This window comes from Rhizobium sp. AG855 (genome assembly GCF_003610655.1).
Classification (GTDB): domain Bacteria; phylum Pseudomonadota; class Alphaproteobacteria; order Rhizobiales; family Rhizobiaceae; genus Allorhizobium; species Allorhizobium wuzhouense.
The window spans coordinates 742543-760798 of the sequence record NZ_RAQG01000003.1; the positions used below are offsets into that span (position 1 = coordinate 742543).

21 protein-coding genes are annotated in these 18256 nt (G+C 61.4%); 8 read left to right on the forward strand and 13 right to left on the reverse strand.

Annotated elements, in window-relative coordinates:
- Positions 1–3: 3 nt before the first annotated feature.
- From DFO46_RS03575 to DFO46_RS03595, 5 genes are read right to left on the reverse strand one after another with little or no spacing between them, the layout of a single operon-like run.
- Positions 4–468: a hypothetical protein gene (locus DFO46_RS03575; protein WP_110791925.1), complete on the reverse strand. Its 465-nt coding sequence runs from the start codon at positions 466–468 to the stop codon at positions 4–6.
- A gap of 5 nt (positions 469–473) precedes the next feature.
- Positions 474–1931 carry a dihydropyrimidinase gene (gene hydA, locus DFO46_RS03580; RefSeq protein ID WP_120276350.1) on the reverse strand — a complete coding sequence of 486 codons (1458 nt, stop codon included), beginning with the start codon at positions 1929–1931 and terminating at the stop codon, positions 474–476.
- Positions 1932–1966: 35 nt separating this feature from the next.
- The gene (locus DFO46_RS03585; protein ID WP_120276351.1) at positions 1967–2299 is read right to left on the reverse strand and encodes a type II toxin-antitoxin system PemK/MazF family toxin; all 333 of its coding nucleotides are present in this window, start codon (positions 2297–2299) and stop codon (positions 1967–1969) included.
- Positions 2296–2526: an antitoxin MazE-like protein gene (locus DFO46_RS03590; protein WP_165826225.1), complete on the reverse strand. Its 231-nt coding sequence runs from the start codon at positions 2524–2526 to the stop codon at positions 2296–2298. Before DFO46_RS03590 ends, DFO46_RS03585 begins: the two co-directional genes overlap by 4 nt.
- Before the next feature lie 32 nt (positions 2527–2558).
- On the reverse strand, positions 2559–3812 hold the full coding sequence (locus tag DFO46_RS03595; RefSeq protein WP_120276352.1) for a Zn-dependent hydrolase: 1254 nt from the start codon (positions 3810–3812) through the stop codon (positions 2559–2561).
- A 285-nt stretch (positions 3813–4097) separates the two neighbouring features.
- Between DFO46_RS03595 and DFO46_RS03600 the strand changes: the two genes are divergently transcribed.
- Positions 4098–4763, forward strand: a complete 666-nt coding sequence (locus tag DFO46_RS03600; RefSeq protein WP_120276353.1) for a TetR family transcriptional regulator C-terminal domain-containing protein — start codon at positions 4098–4100, stop codon at positions 4761–4763.
- On the opposite strand, the gene DFO46_RS03605 is transcribed toward DFO46_RS03600, so the two are convergent.
- Positions 4741–5682 carry a DMT family transporter gene (locus DFO46_RS03605; protein WP_110791935.1) on the reverse strand — a complete coding sequence of 314 codons (942 nt, stop codon included), beginning with the start codon at positions 5680–5682 and terminating at the stop codon, positions 4741–4743. The two genes, DFO46_RS03600 and DFO46_RS03605, sit on opposite strands and share 23 nt — an antisense overlap.
- Positions 5683–5826: 144 nt before the next feature.
- Between DFO46_RS03605 and DFO46_RS03610 the strand changes: the two genes are divergently transcribed.
- Positions 5827–6468: an exopolysaccharide biosynthesis protein gene (locus tag DFO46_RS03610; protein ID WP_110791937.1), complete on the forward strand. Its 642-nt coding sequence runs from the start codon at positions 5827–5829 to the stop codon at positions 6466–6468.
- A 26-nt stretch (positions 6469–6494) separates the two neighbouring features.
- Here DFO46_RS03610 and DFO46_RS03615 read toward each other — a convergent pair whose 3' ends face one another.
- The 3 genes from DFO46_RS03615 to DFO46_RS03625 form a co-directional block, all read right to left on the reverse strand.
- Positions 6495–9179 carry an EAL domain-containing protein gene (locus DFO46_RS03615; protein WP_120276354.1) on the reverse strand — a complete coding sequence of 895 codons (2685 nt, stop codon included), beginning with the start codon at positions 9177–9179 and terminating at the stop codon, positions 6495–6497.
- Positions 9180–9339: 160 nt separating this feature from the next.
- The gene (preA, locus tag DFO46_RS03620; RefSeq protein WP_120276355.1) at positions 9340–10653 is read right to left on the reverse strand and encodes an NAD-dependent dihydropyrimidine dehydrogenase subunit PreA; all 1314 of its coding nucleotides are present in this window, start codon (positions 10651–10653) and stop codon (positions 9340–9342) included.
- A gap of 15 nt (positions 10654–10668) precedes the next feature.
- Entirely contained in the window at positions 10669–12030 is a 1362-nt protein-coding gene (locus DFO46_RS03625) for an NAD(P)-dependent oxidoreductase (RefSeq protein WP_120276356.1), read from the reverse strand.
- Positions 12031–12330: 300 nt separating this feature from the next.
- Between DFO46_RS03625 and DFO46_RS03630 the strand changes: the two genes are divergently transcribed.
- From DFO46_RS03630 to DFO46_RS03650, 5 genes are all read left to right on the forward strand, one after another.
- Positions 12331–12762, forward strand: a complete 432-nt coding sequence (locus DFO46_RS03630; protein WP_120276357.1) for a hypothetical protein — start codon at positions 12331–12333, stop codon at positions 12760–12762.
- A gap of 136 nt (positions 12763–12898) precedes the next feature.
- The gene (locus DFO46_RS03635) at positions 12899–13300 is read left to right on the forward strand and encodes a FliM/FliN family flagellar motor switch protein (RefSeq protein ID WP_120276358.1); all 402 of its coding nucleotides are present in this window, start codon (positions 12899–12901) and stop codon (positions 13298–13300) included.
- A gap of 184 nt (positions 13301–13484) precedes the next feature.
- Positions 13485–13886 (forward strand): DUF2325 domain-containing protein, encoded by a 402-nt coding sequence (locus DFO46_RS03640; protein WP_120276359.1) that lies wholly within the window; start codon positions 13485–13487, stop codon positions 13884–13886.
- The gene (locus tag DFO46_RS03645) at positions 13883–14149 is read left to right on the forward strand and encodes a hypothetical protein (protein WP_120276360.1); all 267 of its coding nucleotides are present in this window, start codon (positions 13883–13885) and stop codon (positions 14147–14149) included. The genes DFO46_RS03640 and DFO46_RS03645 overlap by 4 nt, the downstream gene beginning before the upstream one ends.
- A gap of 44 nt (positions 14150–14193) precedes the next feature.
- Positions 14194–14580 (forward strand): glyoxalase, encoded by a 387-nt coding sequence (locus tag DFO46_RS03650; RefSeq protein ID WP_110791949.1) that lies wholly within the window; start codon positions 14194–14196, stop codon positions 14578–14580.
- Positions 14581–14626: 46 nt separating this feature from the next.
- On the opposite strand, the gene DFO46_RS03655 is transcribed toward DFO46_RS03650, so the two are convergent.
- The 4 genes from DFO46_RS03655 to DFO46_RS03670 form a co-directional block, all read right to left on the reverse strand.
- Positions 14627–14989 (reverse strand): DUF423 domain-containing protein, encoded by a 363-nt coding sequence (locus DFO46_RS03655; protein WP_120276361.1) that lies wholly within the window; start codon positions 14987–14989, stop codon positions 14627–14629.
- A 5-nt stretch (positions 14990–14994) separates the two neighbouring features.
- Entirely contained in the window at positions 14995–15405 is a 411-nt protein-coding gene (locus DFO46_RS03660; protein ID WP_120276362.1) for a group II truncated hemoglobin, read from the reverse strand.
- A gap of 118 nt (positions 15406–15523) precedes the next feature.
- Positions 15524–16474 carry a serine protease gene (locus tag DFO46_RS03665; protein ID WP_147412733.1) on the reverse strand — a complete coding sequence of 317 codons (951 nt, stop codon included), beginning with the start codon at positions 16472–16474 and terminating at the stop codon, positions 15524–15526.
- 119 nt (positions 16475–16593) lie between these two features.
- Positions 16594–17289 carry a hypothetical protein gene (locus tag DFO46_RS03670; protein WP_183041832.1) on the reverse strand — a complete coding sequence of 232 codons (696 nt, stop codon included), beginning with the start codon at positions 17287–17289 and terminating at the stop codon, positions 16594–16596.
- A 330-nt stretch (positions 17290–17619) separates the two neighbouring features.
- Between DFO46_RS03670 and DFO46_RS03675 the strand changes: the two genes are divergently transcribed.
- Positions 17620–18237, forward strand: a complete 618-nt coding sequence (locus tag DFO46_RS03675; RefSeq protein ID WP_120276364.1) for a recombinase family protein — start codon at positions 17620–17622, stop codon at positions 18235–18237.
- Positions 18238–18256: the final 19 nt, after the last annotated feature.

Here is an 18256-nt window from a genome sequence, read left to right on the forward strand (position 1 = left end):
GGCTCATGTCGCCAGCCTCTCTGTTCGTGGCAGGGCGATCCACCAATAGATGATCGCGCAGATCATGCCTGTCGGGACCAGGGACAGGGCCATTGACGCCGAGTTCTGATTGAAGAAACGGCCCCAGGTTGCCAGTTGCAAAAGAGCGATGCCGGAGAGGGGGCAGGCGGCACCCGCGATGGCAAAATGCCACCAGCGGTTCCACTGCATTCGCAGAAGTACCCAGGTGGCCAGCAGGGTGAAGGGTGCGGCCAGCAACAAGGCGACCGGCATGATTTCCGCCGTCAACCGAAGTGCTTGAAGAATGGAGCCGGGAAAAATCAAGACGAAGAGCGGCAGTCGACCGTAGGTGACGGCATCTGTGACCTCAAGCGTCGCCCAGATGCCCATGACGCCGACAAACACGGCCGCTGCGTAGCCCGCGCCGAAGCGCGCACTTCTCCGCAGCCATGTCTTCTTCGCTGGCATCACGCTCACACCCCCGTCGCCGGAATGCCCGAGCGTTCCACCTTGCGCGGAGCAACCAGTTCCTTCCAGGTCGACAGCGCCTTGTTGACCGCCGTGAACGGCTCGCGCTTCACAAACTTGCCATGGCCCTCGCGGGTCTTGACCGCGCTCTCCTCGATCGCGACATAGCCGCGGGTCAGCGTGTAGCGTGGCAGGCCGTTGACTTCCTTGCCTTCGAAGACGTTGTAGTCGATCGAGGACTGCTGGGTCTTGGCGGAGATGGTCTTGGAGCGCTTGGGATCCCAGACCACGAGGTCGGCATCGGCGCCGACGAGCACGGCGCCCTTCTTCGGGTAGATGTTGAGGATCTTGGCGATGTTGGTCGAGGTGACCGCGACGAATTCGTTCATCGTCAGGCGACCGGTCGCGACCCCATAGGTCCAGAGCATGGGCATGCGGTCTTCGAGCCCGCCGGTGCCGTTCGGGATCTTGGCGAAGCTATCGAGGCCGAAGCGTTTCTGCTCGGTGGTGAAGGCGCAGTGGTCGGTGGCCACGACCGAGAGCGAGCCCGACTGCAGGCCGGCCCAGAGGGAATCCTGGTGCTGCTTGTTGCGGAAGGGGGGCGACATGACGCGGCGGGCGGCGTGATCCCAGTCCTTGTTGAAATATTCGTTTTCGTCGAGTGTCAGGTGCTGGATCAGCGGCTCGCCATAGACGCGCATGCCCTTCTGGCGGGCGCGGCGGATGGCTTCGTGCGCCTGTTCGCAGGAGGTGTGCACGACGTAGAGCGGAACGCCCGCCATATCGGCCAGCATAATCGCGCGGTTGGTGGCTTCGCCCTCGACCTCCGGCGGACGGGAATAGGCGTGCGCCTCCGGTCCGTTATTGCCTTCGGCCAAGAGCTTCGCCGTCATCGAGGCGACGACGTCGCCGTTTTCGGCATGCACAAGGGGGAGCGCGCCGAGTTCGGCGCAGCGCTGGAAGGAGGCGAACATTTCGTCGTCATTCACCATCAGCGCGCCCTTGTAGGCCATGAAATGCTTGAAGGTGTTGATGCCGCGATCCTGGACGACCGTCTTCATCTCGTCGAAGACGCGTTCGTTCCAGCCTGTAATCGCCATGTGGAAGGAATAGTCAGCCGTGGCGCGCGAGGTCTTGTTGTCCCACATTGTGAGCGCATCGAGCAGCGACTGGTCGGGGCCGGGCAGACAGAAATCGACGACCATGGTCGTGCCGCCGGCAAGGCCGGCCCGCGTGCCACTTTCGAAGTCGTCGGCGGAATAGGTGCCCATGAAGGGCATTTCGAGATGCACATGCGGGTCGATGCCGCCAGGCATGACGTAGCAGCCGGTCGCATCCAGCACGGTGTCGCCGGAGAGATTGGGCCCGATCTCGACGATTACGCCGCCCTCGATCTTGACATCGGCCTTGTAGGTCAGATCGGCGGTGACGATCGTGCCGTTCTTGATGACTGTGGTGGTCATGTGGTCTCTCCCCGTATTTTCAGTTCAGTGTGTGCTCATCCGGCGAAGCCCAGGGCCAAAGCCATGGACCGCTCCACGCGTCGCATTGTCACGTCGTCGAAGGTGCCGATTACGTCCCCGATCCTCTGTCTGCTGGCCGGACTGATCTTGTCGACCATGACTTCCGACTGCAGTTTCAGCCCGTTCGTGGAGGTGGGTTCCACCGGCACCCGAAAAATGCTCGGCCCTGAACTGAAGCTGGTGATCGGGCAGACGAGCAAGGTTCTCAACTGCGACTCCGTCATCGAGTCTGTCTGAACAACAACGGCCGGGCGAGGCTTGCCCAGATCGCTGGAGAGTATGACAGTGACGACGTCGCCACGCTTCATTGACCACCTTCACCGGGTTCGTGATCCCACATGTCCTTTTGAAGGCTATCGATCCACTCCATGACATCGTCTTCCTCATCGGCAAACGCCATCCTGTTTGCCTCAGCCAATGCCTGTTCTCGCACCGTTGGATCTCTCAAGTCGGGCAGCCATAGTTCAAATCGCTGAAATCCCTTGGCGCGAAACTCAGCCTTCTCTTCAGCAGACAGTTCTCTTGGCAAAGCCATCGGCATACCTCCACTACGGTCAGGTCATGATCCTACGCCACAATCTCCGCCGTCTCCAGAACCGCCCGGAGCAGCACGTCGCAGCCGGCGGAGGCCCATTCCTTCGAGATCTCCTCCGCCTCGTTGTGGCTCAGGCCATCGACGCAGGGGCACATGATCATCGTCGAAGGTGCCACCTTGGCGGCCCAGCAGGCGTCGTGGCCGGCGCCGGAGATGATGTTCATGTGGCTGTAGCCCAGATCTTCCGCCGCCTTGCGGACGGAGGCGACGAGCTTCGGATCGAAGGTAACAGGGTCGAAATGGCCGACGGCTTCCACGGCACAGCCGACGCCGAGGGCTGAACAGATCTCGGTTGCTTCCTTCTCGATCCTTGCGCGCATGCCATCGAGCTTGGCCTGCTCGGGCGAGCGGATGTCGACGGTGAAAATGACCGTGCCGGGCAGCACATTGCGGGAATTGGGGGAGAATTTTACCTGCCCGACGCCGCCGACGCAGCCCGGCTGGTTGTCCATGGCAACGGTCTGCACCATTTCCATGATCCGGGCCATGGCCAGGCCGGCATTGACGCGGTGGTTCATCGGGGTGGAGCCGGTATGGGCTTCCTTGCCGGTCAGGGTGAATTCCAGCCACCACAGGCCCTGACAGTGGGTCACGACGCCGATCTGCTTTTCCTCGGCTTCGAGGATCGGGCCCTGCTCGATGTGATATTCGAAATAGGCGTGCATCTGCCTAGCGCCCACCGTCTCATCACCCACCCAGCCGATGCGCTTCAGCTCGTCACCGAAAGTCTTGCCGTCCATATCTTTTCGGCCATAGGCATAATCCTGGGTCAGCACGCCGGCAAAGACGCCGGAGGCCAGCATGGCGGGTGCAAAACGGGCGCCTTCCTCGTTGGTCCAGTTGGTGACGACGATGGGATGCTTCGTCTTGATGTTGAGGTCGTTCATCGAGCGCACGACTTCCAGACCGGCGAGCACGCCGAGCACGCCGTCATATTTGCCGCCGGTCGGCTGGGTATCGAGGTGGCTGCCGACATAGACGGGAAGCGCATCCGGATCGGTTCCGGCGCGGGTCATGAACATGTTGCCCATGGTGTCGACGCCCATGGTCAGCCCCGCATCCTCGCACCAGCGCTGGAACAGGCGGCGAGATTCCGCATCCTCGTCCGTCAGGGTCTGGCGATTGTTGCCGCCGGCCACGCCGGGGCCGATCTTCGCCATCTCCATGAGCATGTCCCACAGCCGATCGCCGTTCACGCGAAGGTTCGTGCCGGGTTGCGCCGTCATTGCAGATCCTCACCTGTTTTTCGGAATCGGATCTTGCGCCCGACTCCCATGTTCCCGGGGTCAGCAACAGCGGCTTGTCTTTGTCTTTTCCGCTGTCGTATCGGCAGTTGCCTTTATTTGACATCTGTCCAATAATTTGACCGACTGGTAAAACATTACAGCTTCCAGCCCGGCACTCAAGACGGAATCGGCAAAAATCTGCGACAAAATACAAAGCAGATGCCCAGATTTTGGGCTTTGATATTCCTGATAGAGTTCAGTGGCTTAGGTGGGAATAACTCGACGATGGCGATACCGAGAGCGGCGCAGACCCTAAGGCGGACGCGGATCCAGGAGGAGAAGGAGGAACTGATCCTCGAGGCGGCGCTGGAGGTTTTCTCGCAGCGGGGATTCCATGGTTCGACGATTGACCAGATCGCCGAGGTCGCCGGCATGTCGAAGCCCAACCTGCTCTATTATTTCCGCACCAAGGAGGCGATGCACCGCGCCCTGATCGACCGCGTGCTGGAAAACTGGCTGGAGCCGCTCGCGGCCTTCGATGCCGATGGTGATCCGGAGGAAGAGATCCGTTCCTATATCCGTCGCAAGCTGGAAATGGCGCGCGATTTTCCACGCGAAAGCCGGCTGTTCGCCAATGAAGTTCTGCAGGGCGCGCCGCATATCATGGGTGTGCTTGAAGGACCGCTGAAGGCGCTGGTGGACGAGAAGGCGGAGGTCATCCGGGCCTGGATTTCGGCCGGCAAGGTGCGCGATTGTGATCCGCACCACATGATCTTCTCGATCTGGTCAACCACACAGCACTACGCCGATTTCGACGTGCAGGTGCAGGCCGTGCTCGGCAAAGGAAGGGACGGTCCCGACCGCTTCGAGGCGGCGGCGCTTTTTCTCGAGGCGCTCTTTGTCAGCGGCCTGATCATGAAGCCTGCCGTCAGTCCCGGAGCAGGCCCATGACCAGCAGGCCGGCGGCTGTGACCAAGGCGCCGAGGAAGACGGCCGGGCTTGCCCAGCCATGGCCGAGAAGGCCTTCCAGCAAAATGATGAAGGTCGGTGTCAGGTAGCCGTAACCGAGCACCTTGGGGGCGGGCAGGCGCATCGACGCATATTGCAGCAGCATGAAGGTGATCGCGGTCGTGACGATCGACAGATAGGCAATCGTTGCCCAGACGGTGCCGGGGAGTGCGGCGAAATCCGTCTCGGCGAGCGGGACTGCTCCCGTCGGCAGCAGCCAGGGAATGGTGAAGACCACGACCCAGAAGCCGAAGGCGACCGGGTTTTCGCCCTGGCCGAACTTGCGGATCAGCGGCACATAGGCACCGTGGCAGATGACGCCGACGAAATAGATCAACTCGCCACGGCCGACATCAAAGGACAGGATGGCGCCGATATCGGCCCGGAAGATGACCCAGATCGCGCCGAGGGCCGCAATGACAAGGGCGATCAGCACGTCCGGCCGCGTCCTCTGACCGATGAAGACGAGCGCGAAGCCGGCGCTGATCAGCGGCATCAGGGTGAAGACGGCACCTGTTTGCACGGGGCTGGTGAATTCGAGCGCCGCAAACATGGTCAGCATGTAGATGGCGATCAAGCCGCCGAGCAGGGCATAGCGCCAGACGCGGCGCGGCGTCGTGAAGGGCACGCGCAGGATGCCGAAGGTCAAGATGCCCATGACGACCATGGTCATCAGATAGCGCCACAGCGTGAGCGGGCCGGCTTCCAGATGCTGGGCCGCCATGCCGCCGAACGAGAACGAACCAGCGATCAGGGCGGCAAACAGCAGCATCGCGGCATGGGCCAGAAGCTTTTCGCGGCCCTTGGCATGCACGGTATGGCGATTGGCGGGAGCAGCGGGGAGATCGACGTTTTCGGTCATGCTTCATCTCGCGGCCATGGGGATGCGTCATCCTGCGGGGTGACTTGACCGGGCCGGCATTCTCATTCATCTGCGGCAGGAGGTGCAGCCGCATTGCCGCACCCATGACAGATCCATTCCCGCAGTTAATCGAAAGCGGCCCTGATGACAACGACGATCGGCTTCCAGGATACGGACAGAAGCACCAGTGCGGTCCTTGAGGAGGTGATTGCCTCGATGGATGGCGAACACGTCACCCTGCGGCAAATCCTGCAGACCATGGGTGAGAGCGGGCTGCTTCTGCTGTGTGGCCTGTTGTCTCTGCCATTTCTCGTGCCGGTGTCCATTCCGGGTGTCTCCACCGTCTTCGGTGCCGGCATCGTTCTGATCGGGGTCGCGATCACCTTCAACCGGTTCCCCTGGCTTCCGGCCAAGGTGGCGGATCGCAAGCTCGATACCGGAAAGCTGGTGCCGGTGCTGCAACGCGGGCTCACCATCCTGCGCAAGGTCGACCGCTATGTGCGCCCGCGCCTGCTCGCATTGACGACCGGCGCCGTCATCAACCGGATCAACGGTCTGGTGCTGACGGCAGCAGGCGTGCTGTTGATGATGCCGCTGTCATTCATTCCCTTTTCCAACACGCTGCCGGGCGTGGCGATCCTTCTGCTCTCCACCGGCATTTCGCAGCGGGACGGAGCGGTCGTGGCCGCAGGCCATCTTATGGTGGTGCTGACGCTCATCTATTTCGGCGCACTTGCCTATGCCGCCATGGCCGCCGGCCAGAGCCTGAACCTGTTCGGCGGCTGAGCGCGTTTTCCAGGCGTCGCGCGCGATCAGGCGGTGCGGGGCAGGGCAACGTCGTTTTCTGCCGCGTGACGCAGAGCGAATTCCACGAAAGCGTCCGGGCTCATCGGACGGGCGAGGGCATAGCCTTGCAGCGTCTGGCAGCCAAGGTCGCGCAGGATGGCGGCGTGTTCCATGGTTTCCACTCCTTCCGCGACGATGCCGACGCCGAAGGAACGCCCGATATCGACGATCGAACTGATCAGCCGGCGCTGGGTGGCGTTCGTCACGATGGGAGCAACGAGCTGGCGGTCGATCTTCAAGCGGCTGGGCGAGAGCTTGATCAGGGAGAGGATCGAGGCATAACCGGTGCCGAAATCGTCGATCTCGATCGCAATGCCGTGCGCCCGGATCCGCTCCAGGCTTTCGGCGACCGCATCGGCCTTGTCGTCGAAGGAGATCGATTCCAGCAATTCGAAGGAGAGGCTGCCCGGCTTCAGCGCCAGGGTCTCCAGGCGATCGATCAGCTTGTCTTCGAACAGGCGCTGGGCGGAAATGTTGACCGAGACATGCTCGATGCCGAGGCCGAGCGCTCTCCAGCGTGACAGCTGGGCAAGTGCCTGTTCCAGAATGCTGGCGTCGATCTGGGACACGACATTCAGGTTTTCGGCGATTTCGAGGAACTTGTCGGGCGTCAGGATGCCCTTCTTGGGATGGTTCCAGCGGGCCAGCGCCTCGGCGCCGTTGATCTGAAGCGTGTTCGCGTCGAATTGCGGCTGGTAATAGGCAATGAAGTCCTCGTTGCCGAGCGAGCGCAGGATGGCGTCGGCCGTCTGCTTCACGTTGATGGTCCGGGCGCGCAGACTGTCGTTGAAGTGCTCGACGCGGTTGCGGCCTCGGCGCTTGGCCTCATAGAGGGCAATGTCGGCGTTGACCAGCAGCTGCTCGGCAGCAACGGAGGCCTGCTGGCGGATCGCGATGCCGATGGAGGCGCCTACCCGGCATTCGTGGTCGTTGTAAACGATCGGCCGGTTGATCGCTGCAATCAGTCGTTCGCCGATGCGGGTGGCCTCGTCCGGTTCCAGCGGCTTTGTGCACACGACGACGAATTCGTCGCCACCGATCCGTGCGACGAAATCTCCGAGCGTGACGGCTTTCTCCAACTCGGTTGCCACGTGACGCAGGATGGCGTCGCCGGCGCCGTGGCCGAGCGTGTCGTTGATCTCCTTGAACCGGTCGAGGTCGAGATGCAGGATCGTCAGCTGCCCAAACCCTGCGGAATCGTCGAGGGGAGCTGCGAGCTTCTGGTCGAGGAAACGGCGGTTCGGCAGACCCGTCAGGGCATCGTGCAGCGAATTGTGCTCCATGCGCAGTCGAGCGGCATCAAGCGCTGCATTCTGTTGCTCGGTCTGGCGCTGAGCCTCGCGCAGTTCTTCCTGCAGGCGCACATCGGCGCTGACATCCCAGTTGACGCCGAGCACGCTCATCCGGCCTTGCGGGTTGCGGAAGGCTGTGCCGACAGCGCGGATGTGGCGGATTTCGCCGTCTCGCGTGATGCGGAATTGGGTCTCGTAGGTTTTGCCCTGCGCGATCGCCTCAGCGAGGCATTTGTCGGCCTGCACGAGGTCATCAGGATCCACGCAGGATCTCCAGACGTCATAGCAGGTCTGGACATCGCGATCGACGCCGTAGAGCTGGTACATCCGATCGTCCCACTTGATGTCCCCGGAGGCGAGGTCGAGTTCCCAGATGCCGATGCTGGAGGTTTCGAGCGCAAGGCCGAGGCGGCTGGACAGGGCGGTCAGCTGTTCCTCGCGCTCGCGCAACGCGGCGTAGTTCTTCTGCCTTTCGGCCATCAGCAACGCCACCCAGATCACGGTCGCGGCAATCATCGAGGCGACAAGGAATATGCCGAGACGGACGACGGCCGACAGGGCCGTGCCGGTGCCCCAACCGTTTTGCGGTATCGCGGCGATCGTCCACTGGTCGTTTCCAAGATCGATCACCATGCGGATCGGATCCTGATCCAGAACATTGCGATCGCCGAAAATGACGGAGGTGCCGGAACCGTCGGCTGTCTTCTTGGCGAGCACGAGCCGCAATGGCAGGTCATTGGCCAGGAGACCACTGTCATCATAGACACGGGGCAGATCAATGACGCCGATCAGCCCGCCCCAGAAGGCGGGATCTCCCTTGTCGTTCACAATGCGAACCGGAAGCGCCACGATCAGGCCCTGGGTGCCGTTGTTGAGCATATTGGGACCGAGGATGACGGTCTGGCCCTCTTTCAGGGCGTGCAGCAGTCGGGCGTTTTCGGGTGCGGCGAACAGATGTTTGCCGATGAAGCCCCGGTTTCGCTCGTAAGGATAGACGAAGGCGGTGATCAGATCGGGGGCTGCCGCAATATTTCGGATCTGCGAGGGATTGGCGAGAAGGTTTTCGGCGAGTGCCGCGAACCTTTGCTGTGAGACATAGGGTTCCGAACTGACGACGGCGACGAGGCCCTGAAGCAGGCGGACGTTCGCATTGATATTGCCTTCAAGCTTGGTTCTGATGGTGCCCAGTTGTTCCTGGACCGCATCGCGGCTGTATTCCCGGTCAATCTGCCTCTGCTGGCTATCGGCATAGAATGCCGACACGGCGATCATGGAGAGGACCAGGAGACTGGGCACGATGATCTGCAGGCGCGCGCGCCAGCGCGGCCTACGGTCCAGTTTTTCCGTGAGTGCTATCATATTCACGATGCCCGTAAAGGAAATCCCCGGAGAAATGAGGGGTCAGTCCGCCTTTACAGGTATTGTCGCTGCCAATCGCTAAAGATTCCCTGAATCCGGGGTCAAAATGCCGTTATCGAGGCGATCTGCCCGGCCATCACGGCCGGGCAGGCCATCGCTTTCATTCCGCTGCCTGAACCGACATCGGGTTGTTGGGGTGGGTCGTCCAGTTGGCATAGGCGGGATCCACCGGCTTGCCGGTTCGCTGATCCATCACGCCCGGTTCCAGCCCGACCATGGTGATGCAGTTCTCGACCGGACAGACGTTGACGCAGAGATTGCAGCCGACGCATTCGTCTTCCATCACCTCGAAATGCCTGACGCCATCGACCATGCTGGTGATCGCCTGGTGCGAGGTGTCCTCGCAGGCGATGTGACAGCGGCCGCATTTGATGCAGGCATCCTGGTCGATATGGGCCTTGGCGATGTAGTTGAGGTTGAGATACTGCCAGTCGGTGACGTTGGGCACCGCGCGGCCGCAGATGTCGTCGAGGCTCTTGTGACCCTTGGCATCCATCCAGTCACTGAGGCCCGAGATCATTTCCTGGACGATCTTGAAGCCGTAGGTCATCGCCGCCGTGCAGACCTGGACATTGCCGGCTCCGAGCACGAGGAATTCGGCCGCATCGCGCCAGGTGGTGACGCCGCCGATGCCGGAGATCGGCAGGCCGTCGGTTTCCGGATCGCGGGCGATCTCGGCGACCATGTTGAGGGCGATCGGCTTGACCGCCGGGCCGCAATAGCCGCCATGCGTGCCCTTGCCGCCGACGGTGGGCGAGGGGGCGAAGCTGTCGAGATCAACCGAGACGATCGAGTTGATCGTGTTGATCAGCGAGACGGCATCGGTGCCGCCGGCTTTTGCCGCACGCGCCGGCTTGCGGATATCGGCGATGTTGGGCGTCAGCTTGGTGATGACGGGCATGCGGGTGTATTGCTTGCACCAGCGCACGACCATCTCGATATATTCCGGCACCTGGCCGACGGCGGCACCCATGCCGCGTTCGGACATGCCATGCGGACAGCCGAAGTTGAGCTCGATGCCGTCTGCGCCGGTCTCTTCGACGAGCGGCAGGATCGCTTTCCACTCTTCCTCGACGCAGGGGACCATGATTGAGGCGACGAGCGCCCGGTCCGGCCAGTTCATCTTGACCTGTTTCATCTCCTGCAGATTGATCTGCAGCGGACGGTCGGTGATCAGCTCGATGTTGTTGAGGCCAAGGAGGCGGCGGTCAGCGCCCCAGATCGCGCCGTAGCGCGGGCCGTTCACGTTGACGACCGGTGGCCCTTCCGAGCCCAGCGTCTTCCAGACGACGCCGCCCCAGCCCGCCTTGAAGGCGCGCTCGACATTGTAGGCCTTGTCTGTTGGCGGTGCGGAGGCCAGCCAGAAGGGATTGGGCGACTTGATGCCTACGAAGTTGTTCCTGATATCAGCCATTGTTCAAATCCTCTCTTAAGCGACTGCTGTCACGCCCGCCGTCATGACGGCGAGAGAGCGGTTGATGCTTTCGGCCGCATCGCGGCCCATGGCGACGGCAGACACCGTCAGGTCCTGGCCACCGAAGGCGCAGTCGCCGCCGGCCCAGACACCCGGGATCGAGGTGCGGCCCTCGGCGTCGATGGCGATCTTGCCGCCTTCGATCTTCAAGCCGTCCAGACCCTGGGCGTCGAGCTTCTGGCCGATCGCAACGAGGATCTGGTCAGCCTTGATCTCGGTCGTGTGGCCGGTGCCTTTCATCAGGCCGTTTTCGAGATGGGTGTATTCGAAGGTGATCGCCGAACAGTGGCCGCTGTGATGGGCCACTTCCTTCGGCTGCAGCCAGTGGCGGATGTGGACGCCCTTCGAGGTCGCCAGATCCTGCTCGAATTCCGAGGCGTTCATGTGCTCTTTACCGCGGCGGTAGCAGATCGTCACGTTTTCGGCGCCGAGCAGCTTCGCCTGGACAGCAGCGTCGATCGCGGTCATGCCGCCACCGATGACGACGACATCGCGGCCAATGGGGACATCGGCCTTGTCGTTTGCTTGGCGAAGGTTCGCGATGAATTCGACGGCATCGAGCACGCCGTTGATCTGGGCTCCGGGAATGTTGAGGCCGTTGACGTTGCCGAGGCCCGCACCGACAAAGACGGCATCGTGCTTGGCCTTGATATCGGCCAGCTTGAAATCGATGCCCATTTCCTGGCCGTCGAGCACGTCGATATTGCCGAGCGAGAGGATGTAGTCGACCTCCTTCTGGGCAAAGTCGTTGGGGGTCTTGTAGGCGGCGATGCCGTATTCGTTGAGGCCGCCGGCCTTTTCCTTCGCTTCGTAGATGGTGACCTGGTGGCCGTGCATGGCCAGCCGATGGGCGGCGGCGAGGCCTGCGGGGCCGGCGCCGACGATGCCGACCGTTTTGCCGGTCGAGGCGGCGGGGCGGTAGAACTGGCGGCCCTCGTCGATGGCGATGTCAGTGGCGTAGCGCTGCAGGCGGCCGATCTCGACCGGACGCTCCTCGGCCGTGTTGCGCACACAGGCCTCTTCACAGAGCGTTTCGGTGGGACAGACGCGGGCGCACATGCCGCCGAGGATGTTCTGGTCGAAGATGGTCTTGGCGGCGCCGAGCGGATTGCCAGTCGATATCTGCCGGATGAACATCGGGATATCGATGGCGGTGGGACAGGCCGTCATGCAGGGCGCGTCATGACAGAAGTAGCACCTGTCCGAGGCGACGAGCGCCTCGTGATTGTCGAGGCGGGGGTGGAGGTCGGTGAAATTCTTTGCGTAATCGGCAGCGTCAAGCCGCCCGGCCTTGAGGCCCGGTTCCAGTCTTCGCATCGCAGTTCCCTCTTTTATATTCGAAGCGATGCAGGGAAAGGTAATCCAGGTTCAAACTTTTATCAAACGGTAAAAATTTGGGTGAGCCACGGTCAGAAACCCTGCTGTGCAGCGCTTTCGTCGCTTCTGGCAGTGAAGCCGATCAACACTCTTCGACCGGGCCTGCGGTTGCGCATCTCGTGTCGCCAGTGCGCTTTCGGGTGTGACATCCACACCCTGGCTTCTGGAGACGGTTGTATCCGGGCGAACTCGGGTGTATGTGTTAAGCAATTGTTAACCATGTGTTTTAGGTATTGCTTAATGCTTGAGCCGCGGCGGCGCCATTACCTGGCGCAATTTTACGGTGCAAATGACAACCCGCATGACCGCTACCGCAAGACCAACCTGGTCGCGCGGGCGATCTATCCACGTGCCGGGGTGAAATCCTATTGCAGCCTGCAGGTGCGCATCGTCGGGCTGAATGAGCAGGGAGCCATCCTCCAGTCGAGCGCCATCGAATTCCTCCCGGATCATTTCTATCTGTGTCTCGGTGAGGAGGAGATCTTCCTGACCTGCGCAAAGAAATCCGTGCTGAAAGCGGACATGTTCGTCACCTTCGCCAGACCGGAAAGCACCGAATTGGTCGAATCACTCACGCGCATGCCGTTCCCGCTCGGAACCTTGCGTCGGCTCAGCGGTCGCTGCGAGCCGGTGATCGAGGCGCGGATTGCCCGCGGCAAGCGGATGAATTGACCCGTTCGCGGTCAAGCACTGTGGATTTTCACCTTTCGTCAACCTTAACAAGGGATTGGCGATCAAGCCTTTTCCGAATCCCTCTACCTCTGGGTGTCGCGGCCTGTATCCGCATATACTAAAAGAGGCAAATATCATGAGTGACGGCTTCGATCAGCCGATGTCCGCCGGGGACATGTCCACCCCCTCATCGCCGGCCGGCAAGGGTGCTTCGCCTGCTGTGGCGCCCGTTGCGGGTGACTGGCCCGCAATCTCCATCGATGCCGCCGAGAACCGCAGCGTGCGCCTTCGCGGTGGTGATGTTCAGGTGGGCGAGATACCGGTCGAGATTTCCGCAATTCTCGGTCGGACCAAATTGCCGGTCGCCAAGCTGATGGCGGCAAGTGAAGGCGAACAGCTGAGGCTTGATACGCAATTCGGCCAACCTGTGGAACTTCAGGTCAACGGCGTGGTCATCGGTTATGGCGAGATCGTCGCCGATGTGCTCGACAACTTCGTCGGGATCCGTCTTCTGTCCCTCAATACCGTGACCGAATGAATGCGGAGCTGCGGCGATGTCCGCGTCGCTGCGTGGTTCGCCCAGCCGGGTGTCCTCCACAGCCCGGACTAAAATATGATAGAATTTATCATGTTTAATCTTGCCTCGATTTCTCAAGTTAAATATGGTCCCCCGCAATGGTGACAGGAAGCCCTCGACAGAGGGTTTCGGCTGAGGAGGTATCATGGCCAAGAAGGGCAAGAATACACGGCAACAAAAGGCGGCGGATCCGGCCGTCGGGAAGGTTGCTGTGCCGGCTGCCAAGCGCGAGGCAATCCGCAGTTTTCTCTATGTCGGGGGACGGGATTGCCAGGTCGCGCATTTGCGCCAGATCGCAACCAGCCACGGTGCGGAACTAATTCACCATGATGGGGGGTTACGGGAAGCGGTTTCGCGGATCGACACGGTGTTGCCCTCCGTCGACTGCGTCTTCTGCCCGATCGACTGTATCAGTCACGACGCGTGTCTGCGTGTGAAGAGCGGTTGCAAGAAGTTCGGCAAGACTTTCATACCGCTGCGAAACGGCTCGAAATCCAGCCTCGAGCGCGCATTGCAGACGCTGAATGAAAGGAATTCGGACGGATGAGCAGGGACGTTTTCGAAAAGGGTGGCATCGGCTCATTCCACGAGCTTGCACGTCAACGCGGCGAAGGGCTTCTGCCCGAACTCGCCGAGGCAATGTTGCAACGCTCGCAGGAAAGTGAAGTGATGAATTGTGAAATCATCACTTTGCCGGGCTTGCACGAACGTAAATCCGCTACCATGTACGAAGTTGTGAACCGGGCCCCCGCCCTCGTCATCGAATTTCCCGCGCCAAGATGGCAGCGAAACGCCCACGCAAGATCGTAGTCGTTCGCCTGTCAGCTCATGCGGGATCAAAAGGAACATTCCGCATGAACGCTCACCAGCCCGTTGCCCAGACGGTCCTCAACGCGGTACCAATCCTTCCTTCCCTGAATTTCTCGGAAACGCGCAATTTCTATGTCGGTTCACTCGGCTTCGAGGATGTCGGCCTTGATGGGCTCGATTACCTCGTCGTCCGAAGGGGTGGCATGGAGCTGCACTTCTGGCTGAGCGACGATCCTGTCCAGTGCCAGAACAGTTCGGTGTTCTTCCGCGCCCATGCGCCGATCGAGATCTACCGGGATTTCTGCGATCGGGGGATCGAGGCGATCCGGCCGTCCGAGACATGTGGCGGCGAAATGCGCTTCCACATCCGCGATCCGCACGGAAACCTTCTGATGTTCGGCGGCTACCCCTTGAGCACCGTCGCTCACTGAATCATTTCGCCGTGTTATCGCCGCGCGTTGCGCCTCTGGTGGAGGTTCAACGGCGGCGCAGTGCTGCTGCCACAGCCAGAACAAGCCAGGATGCGATCAGCGTCAGACCGCCGCTGGGCGCCGCCATCGGGAACAATCCACTGCCGAGGAAATGACGGGCGACGAGATCGCCGGCAAAGAGCAGCGTGCCGAGCGTCATGCCGAGAGCGACGAGGCCTGCAAGCCGGATACGATCGCCGGCCAGGCTGAGCGCAACGAGTGCCGGGGCATGCGCCAGGCAGATCGTCGAGGCCGGCCGCAACAATTGTTCACCTCCGGCATGGCTCGCTGCCGCCGCCAGTGCCACACCGGAGGCGCCGATCAGCCCGGCCGCGACGCTTGCCCAGCGGCTCTCTTCCAGGATCGTCATTCGACTTATTCCTTGTTCTGCATATGGAAGGCCAGCTTTTCGACCGGTGGCCAGATGATGTCGCGCAGCTTCGGGTTGGCGATTGTCTCGTCCATGGCCCGGCGAAAGCAGAGCAGCCACTCGTCGCGTTCGACGGGGCCGATTTCGGCGACGAAATGGCGTCGCCGCAGCATCGGATGTCCGCGCTTTTCCATGTAGATCGGCGGGCCGCCGAGATATCCGGTCAGATAATCGTAGAATTTTTCGGCGCTGCCGGTCAGATCCGGCGGGTGCACGGCCCGGCAATGGGCCGCTTCCGGCAAGGTGTCCATCAGCTCGTAAAAGCGGTTCGTCAGCGCCCTCACGGTCGCATCGCCGCCGATGGCCTCGTAGAGGGTGATGGTTTCGGGGTGGGATTGGTCGGTATCGTCGCTCATGGAGCGTTCATAACGGAAAGGACGGCGGAGGAAAACGGCTCACTCCGCGGCAAAGTGCGCGGGTGCCGGATAGGTGCCACCCGGCGCGCAGATGGCTGGCGCCGGGTGGTAGCGGTTCTCAGTCGAGGCATCTCGCCTGGCGGACGTGCTCTTTTAAAGCGAGCGTGTCGTCGGTGAAGAGTGGGCCATTCATTTGTGTTGGCTGGGTCTTCACGCGATGTGAGTTGACACTCACCACCCTGTTTTTGTGCGCGCCGCCGCCGGCCTGAAACGCCGTGAACCATGCTCCTCCGCTGCTTCCCTTTGTGAGCGGATTGTCACTCATGGTGACAATGCCGCCAGTCACATTCGTCCACGAACCGTCGACCTTGTACATGGACCGGCCACTATCCGGATCTCGCGGATAGCCAATCGCGGTCAGCGTGTCCGATGCCGGCGTGCCGGTCGTCATCTCCAGCGCCGGGCGTTTGTCGTCGGCGCTTGCGAGGATGAAGGCGTAGTCATAGGCGTAGTTGACGCCAGCCTTGTGGTAGGCGTCGTAAATTGAAACACAGCGCCAACCGACTATCTGCGGTGATTTATTGTCGGCAAGTGCTCGTTGGAAGCTGAAGCCGGTATACCAGAGGCCGGTTTTGTGGCTCATGACGCAGTGGGCAGCCGTCAGAATCACATTCAGACTATCGATATACTGAGCCGAGCATCTCTTGGTCTTGCCTTCGCCATCTCGAAAGACTAGGCGGCCTGCACTCCAGTACGGGGGCTCCAGGCGTGGCTCGCCAATCTTTTCCAACTCGCCGGGCACCGTCAGGTGGTTTGGGTTGGCTGTCAATGCTTTCAGATCGGGAATGTTACGGTTCTGTTCGCTGAAGAGACGTTGCATATTCTTCAACTCGTCCTCAGTGATTTCAGGCAGAGGCATGGGCTCGGCTTCGCTCATCTGGTCTTCCGTAAGAATGTTCGTGTCTGAATTCTTCAGGTTCTCGATGGTGAGCGTCGCCGCCTGGGACATTGCCGTGGAGTATGCAAGGCCGATCAAGAGCATGCACATGTAACTTGCTTTGATACGCACGATATTCTCCTTGTATGATAGGCGAGCCGGATCAATCCTTGGCTGCTGCCGGGGCGAGCTGTCTTGCTGTTGTTTGACGGGAACGGGATGCGCCAGCTGCCTGCCGCATCCCCGGCGTGTCACACGAGCAGCGGCGTGCGCAGTTCGATGAGGCCCATCTTCACCAGGTCGTGGGACTTCTGGTCCGGCACGAAGACGCCCCGGGTCGGGTCGTATTTCAGCGTGATGTCGCTGACGGCGCCGCCGAACTTGGCGATCGCGGTGTTGCCGGTGATCTTGGTGATGATCGTCTCGCTGGCGAACTGGCTCTGCAGCCAGACATAGATATTCGTGAAGGGCGTCATCTGGATGCGGTTCTGCGACGGGACCAGCTGCGCCGAGATCGGCTTGCGCTCCGCCGGTTTCTTGTTGACCATGGCCGATTGTGACAGGCCGAAGGTCAGGGCCGGATACTGGTTGTAGGGCATGTTGTTGACGGCGGCGAAGGTGCCGGAATTGACCCCGGTGTCGTTCTGGAAGACCCCGAATGTGGCGGCCGGCGTGAACGGGTAGTAACCCGCATCGAGGGCCGGACCGGGTGTCACCTCGGAGAGCTTGTTGATCGCCGCGCCCTGCGCCACTTCGGTGGTCGAGGCATAGATCCAGTAATCCTCCTTCCACTCGACCGAGGTGGACTGGAAGGGATCGATCGAGAGCCAGACGACATTGGGGTCGCCGGAGCCAACGGGCTTGGCAAGGGTGATCCGCTGGCCGGCGGCCTTGATCACGTTCAGATCGGCCGGTTCGATGTTCAAAGTGAGCGAATAGCTGGGCATGCTGAAGTCCTCCTGTTTGCGGGTTGATCCTGAAGGCCGGACGCCCTCCGGCGTCTCGAAACCGTTCCCATTTGCGCAACCCGGTTTCTTTCGAATGCCAGCCTTGAATTGGTTGCCGGTTGTGTCGGCCCCTCAAGGCGGCAGACGGCGAAGTCCCTCTGCCGCAGGGCTTTAGTCCGGTCAGCGCATCCACACCTTATGGGTGTAATTTGTGTTGACCGAACCTTATTGCTGTGCTTAAAAAGGAACCATTGTGATACCGTCCAGCGTGGGTTTCGGCGCTTGGAGGTTTCTGCAAGCATCTGTTTCCAAAGAGAATCAGGAGAGGGTATGCGGATCGGCTACGCGCGCGTGTCGACGCTGGATCAGAATGTGGACATGCAACTCAAGGCTTTGGATGCGTCCGGCTGTGAGCGGGTCTTCACCGATCTCGGACATTCGGGCGCGCTGCGGCAGCGTCCGGGGCTTGCCGAAGCCATGGCGGTGCTGCGGTCCGGTGACACGCTGGTCATCTGGCGGCTCGACCGCCTGGGCCGGTCTCTTTCGCATCTGATCGAGCTGGTCAACGATCTCGGCCGCAGGGGGATCGCGCTTTATTCCGTGACGGAGGCGATCGACACGGGATCGGCCGGTGGTCTGCTGATCTTTCATATCATGGGGGCGTTGGCGGAGTTCGAGCGTGGTCTGATTTCGGAGCGGACGCGCGCCGGGATGGCGGCGGCGCGGTTGCGCGGGCAGGCCATCGGCCGGCCGGCCAAGCTCGGACCCGAGGGCCTGAACGCCGCGCTCGACCTGCTGGTGCATGGAGGCGTGTCGCTTGCCGATGCCGCGCGGCGCCAAGGGATCAGTCGGGCGACCCTCTGTCGGGCGCTTCGGCGACGGCGGGCGCTGATCTCTGTCGATGCCGTTTCACCGATCTCGGCGCCCGCGTGGTCCTCCGGTCCTTAGCACCTTCGTGCCGCAGCGC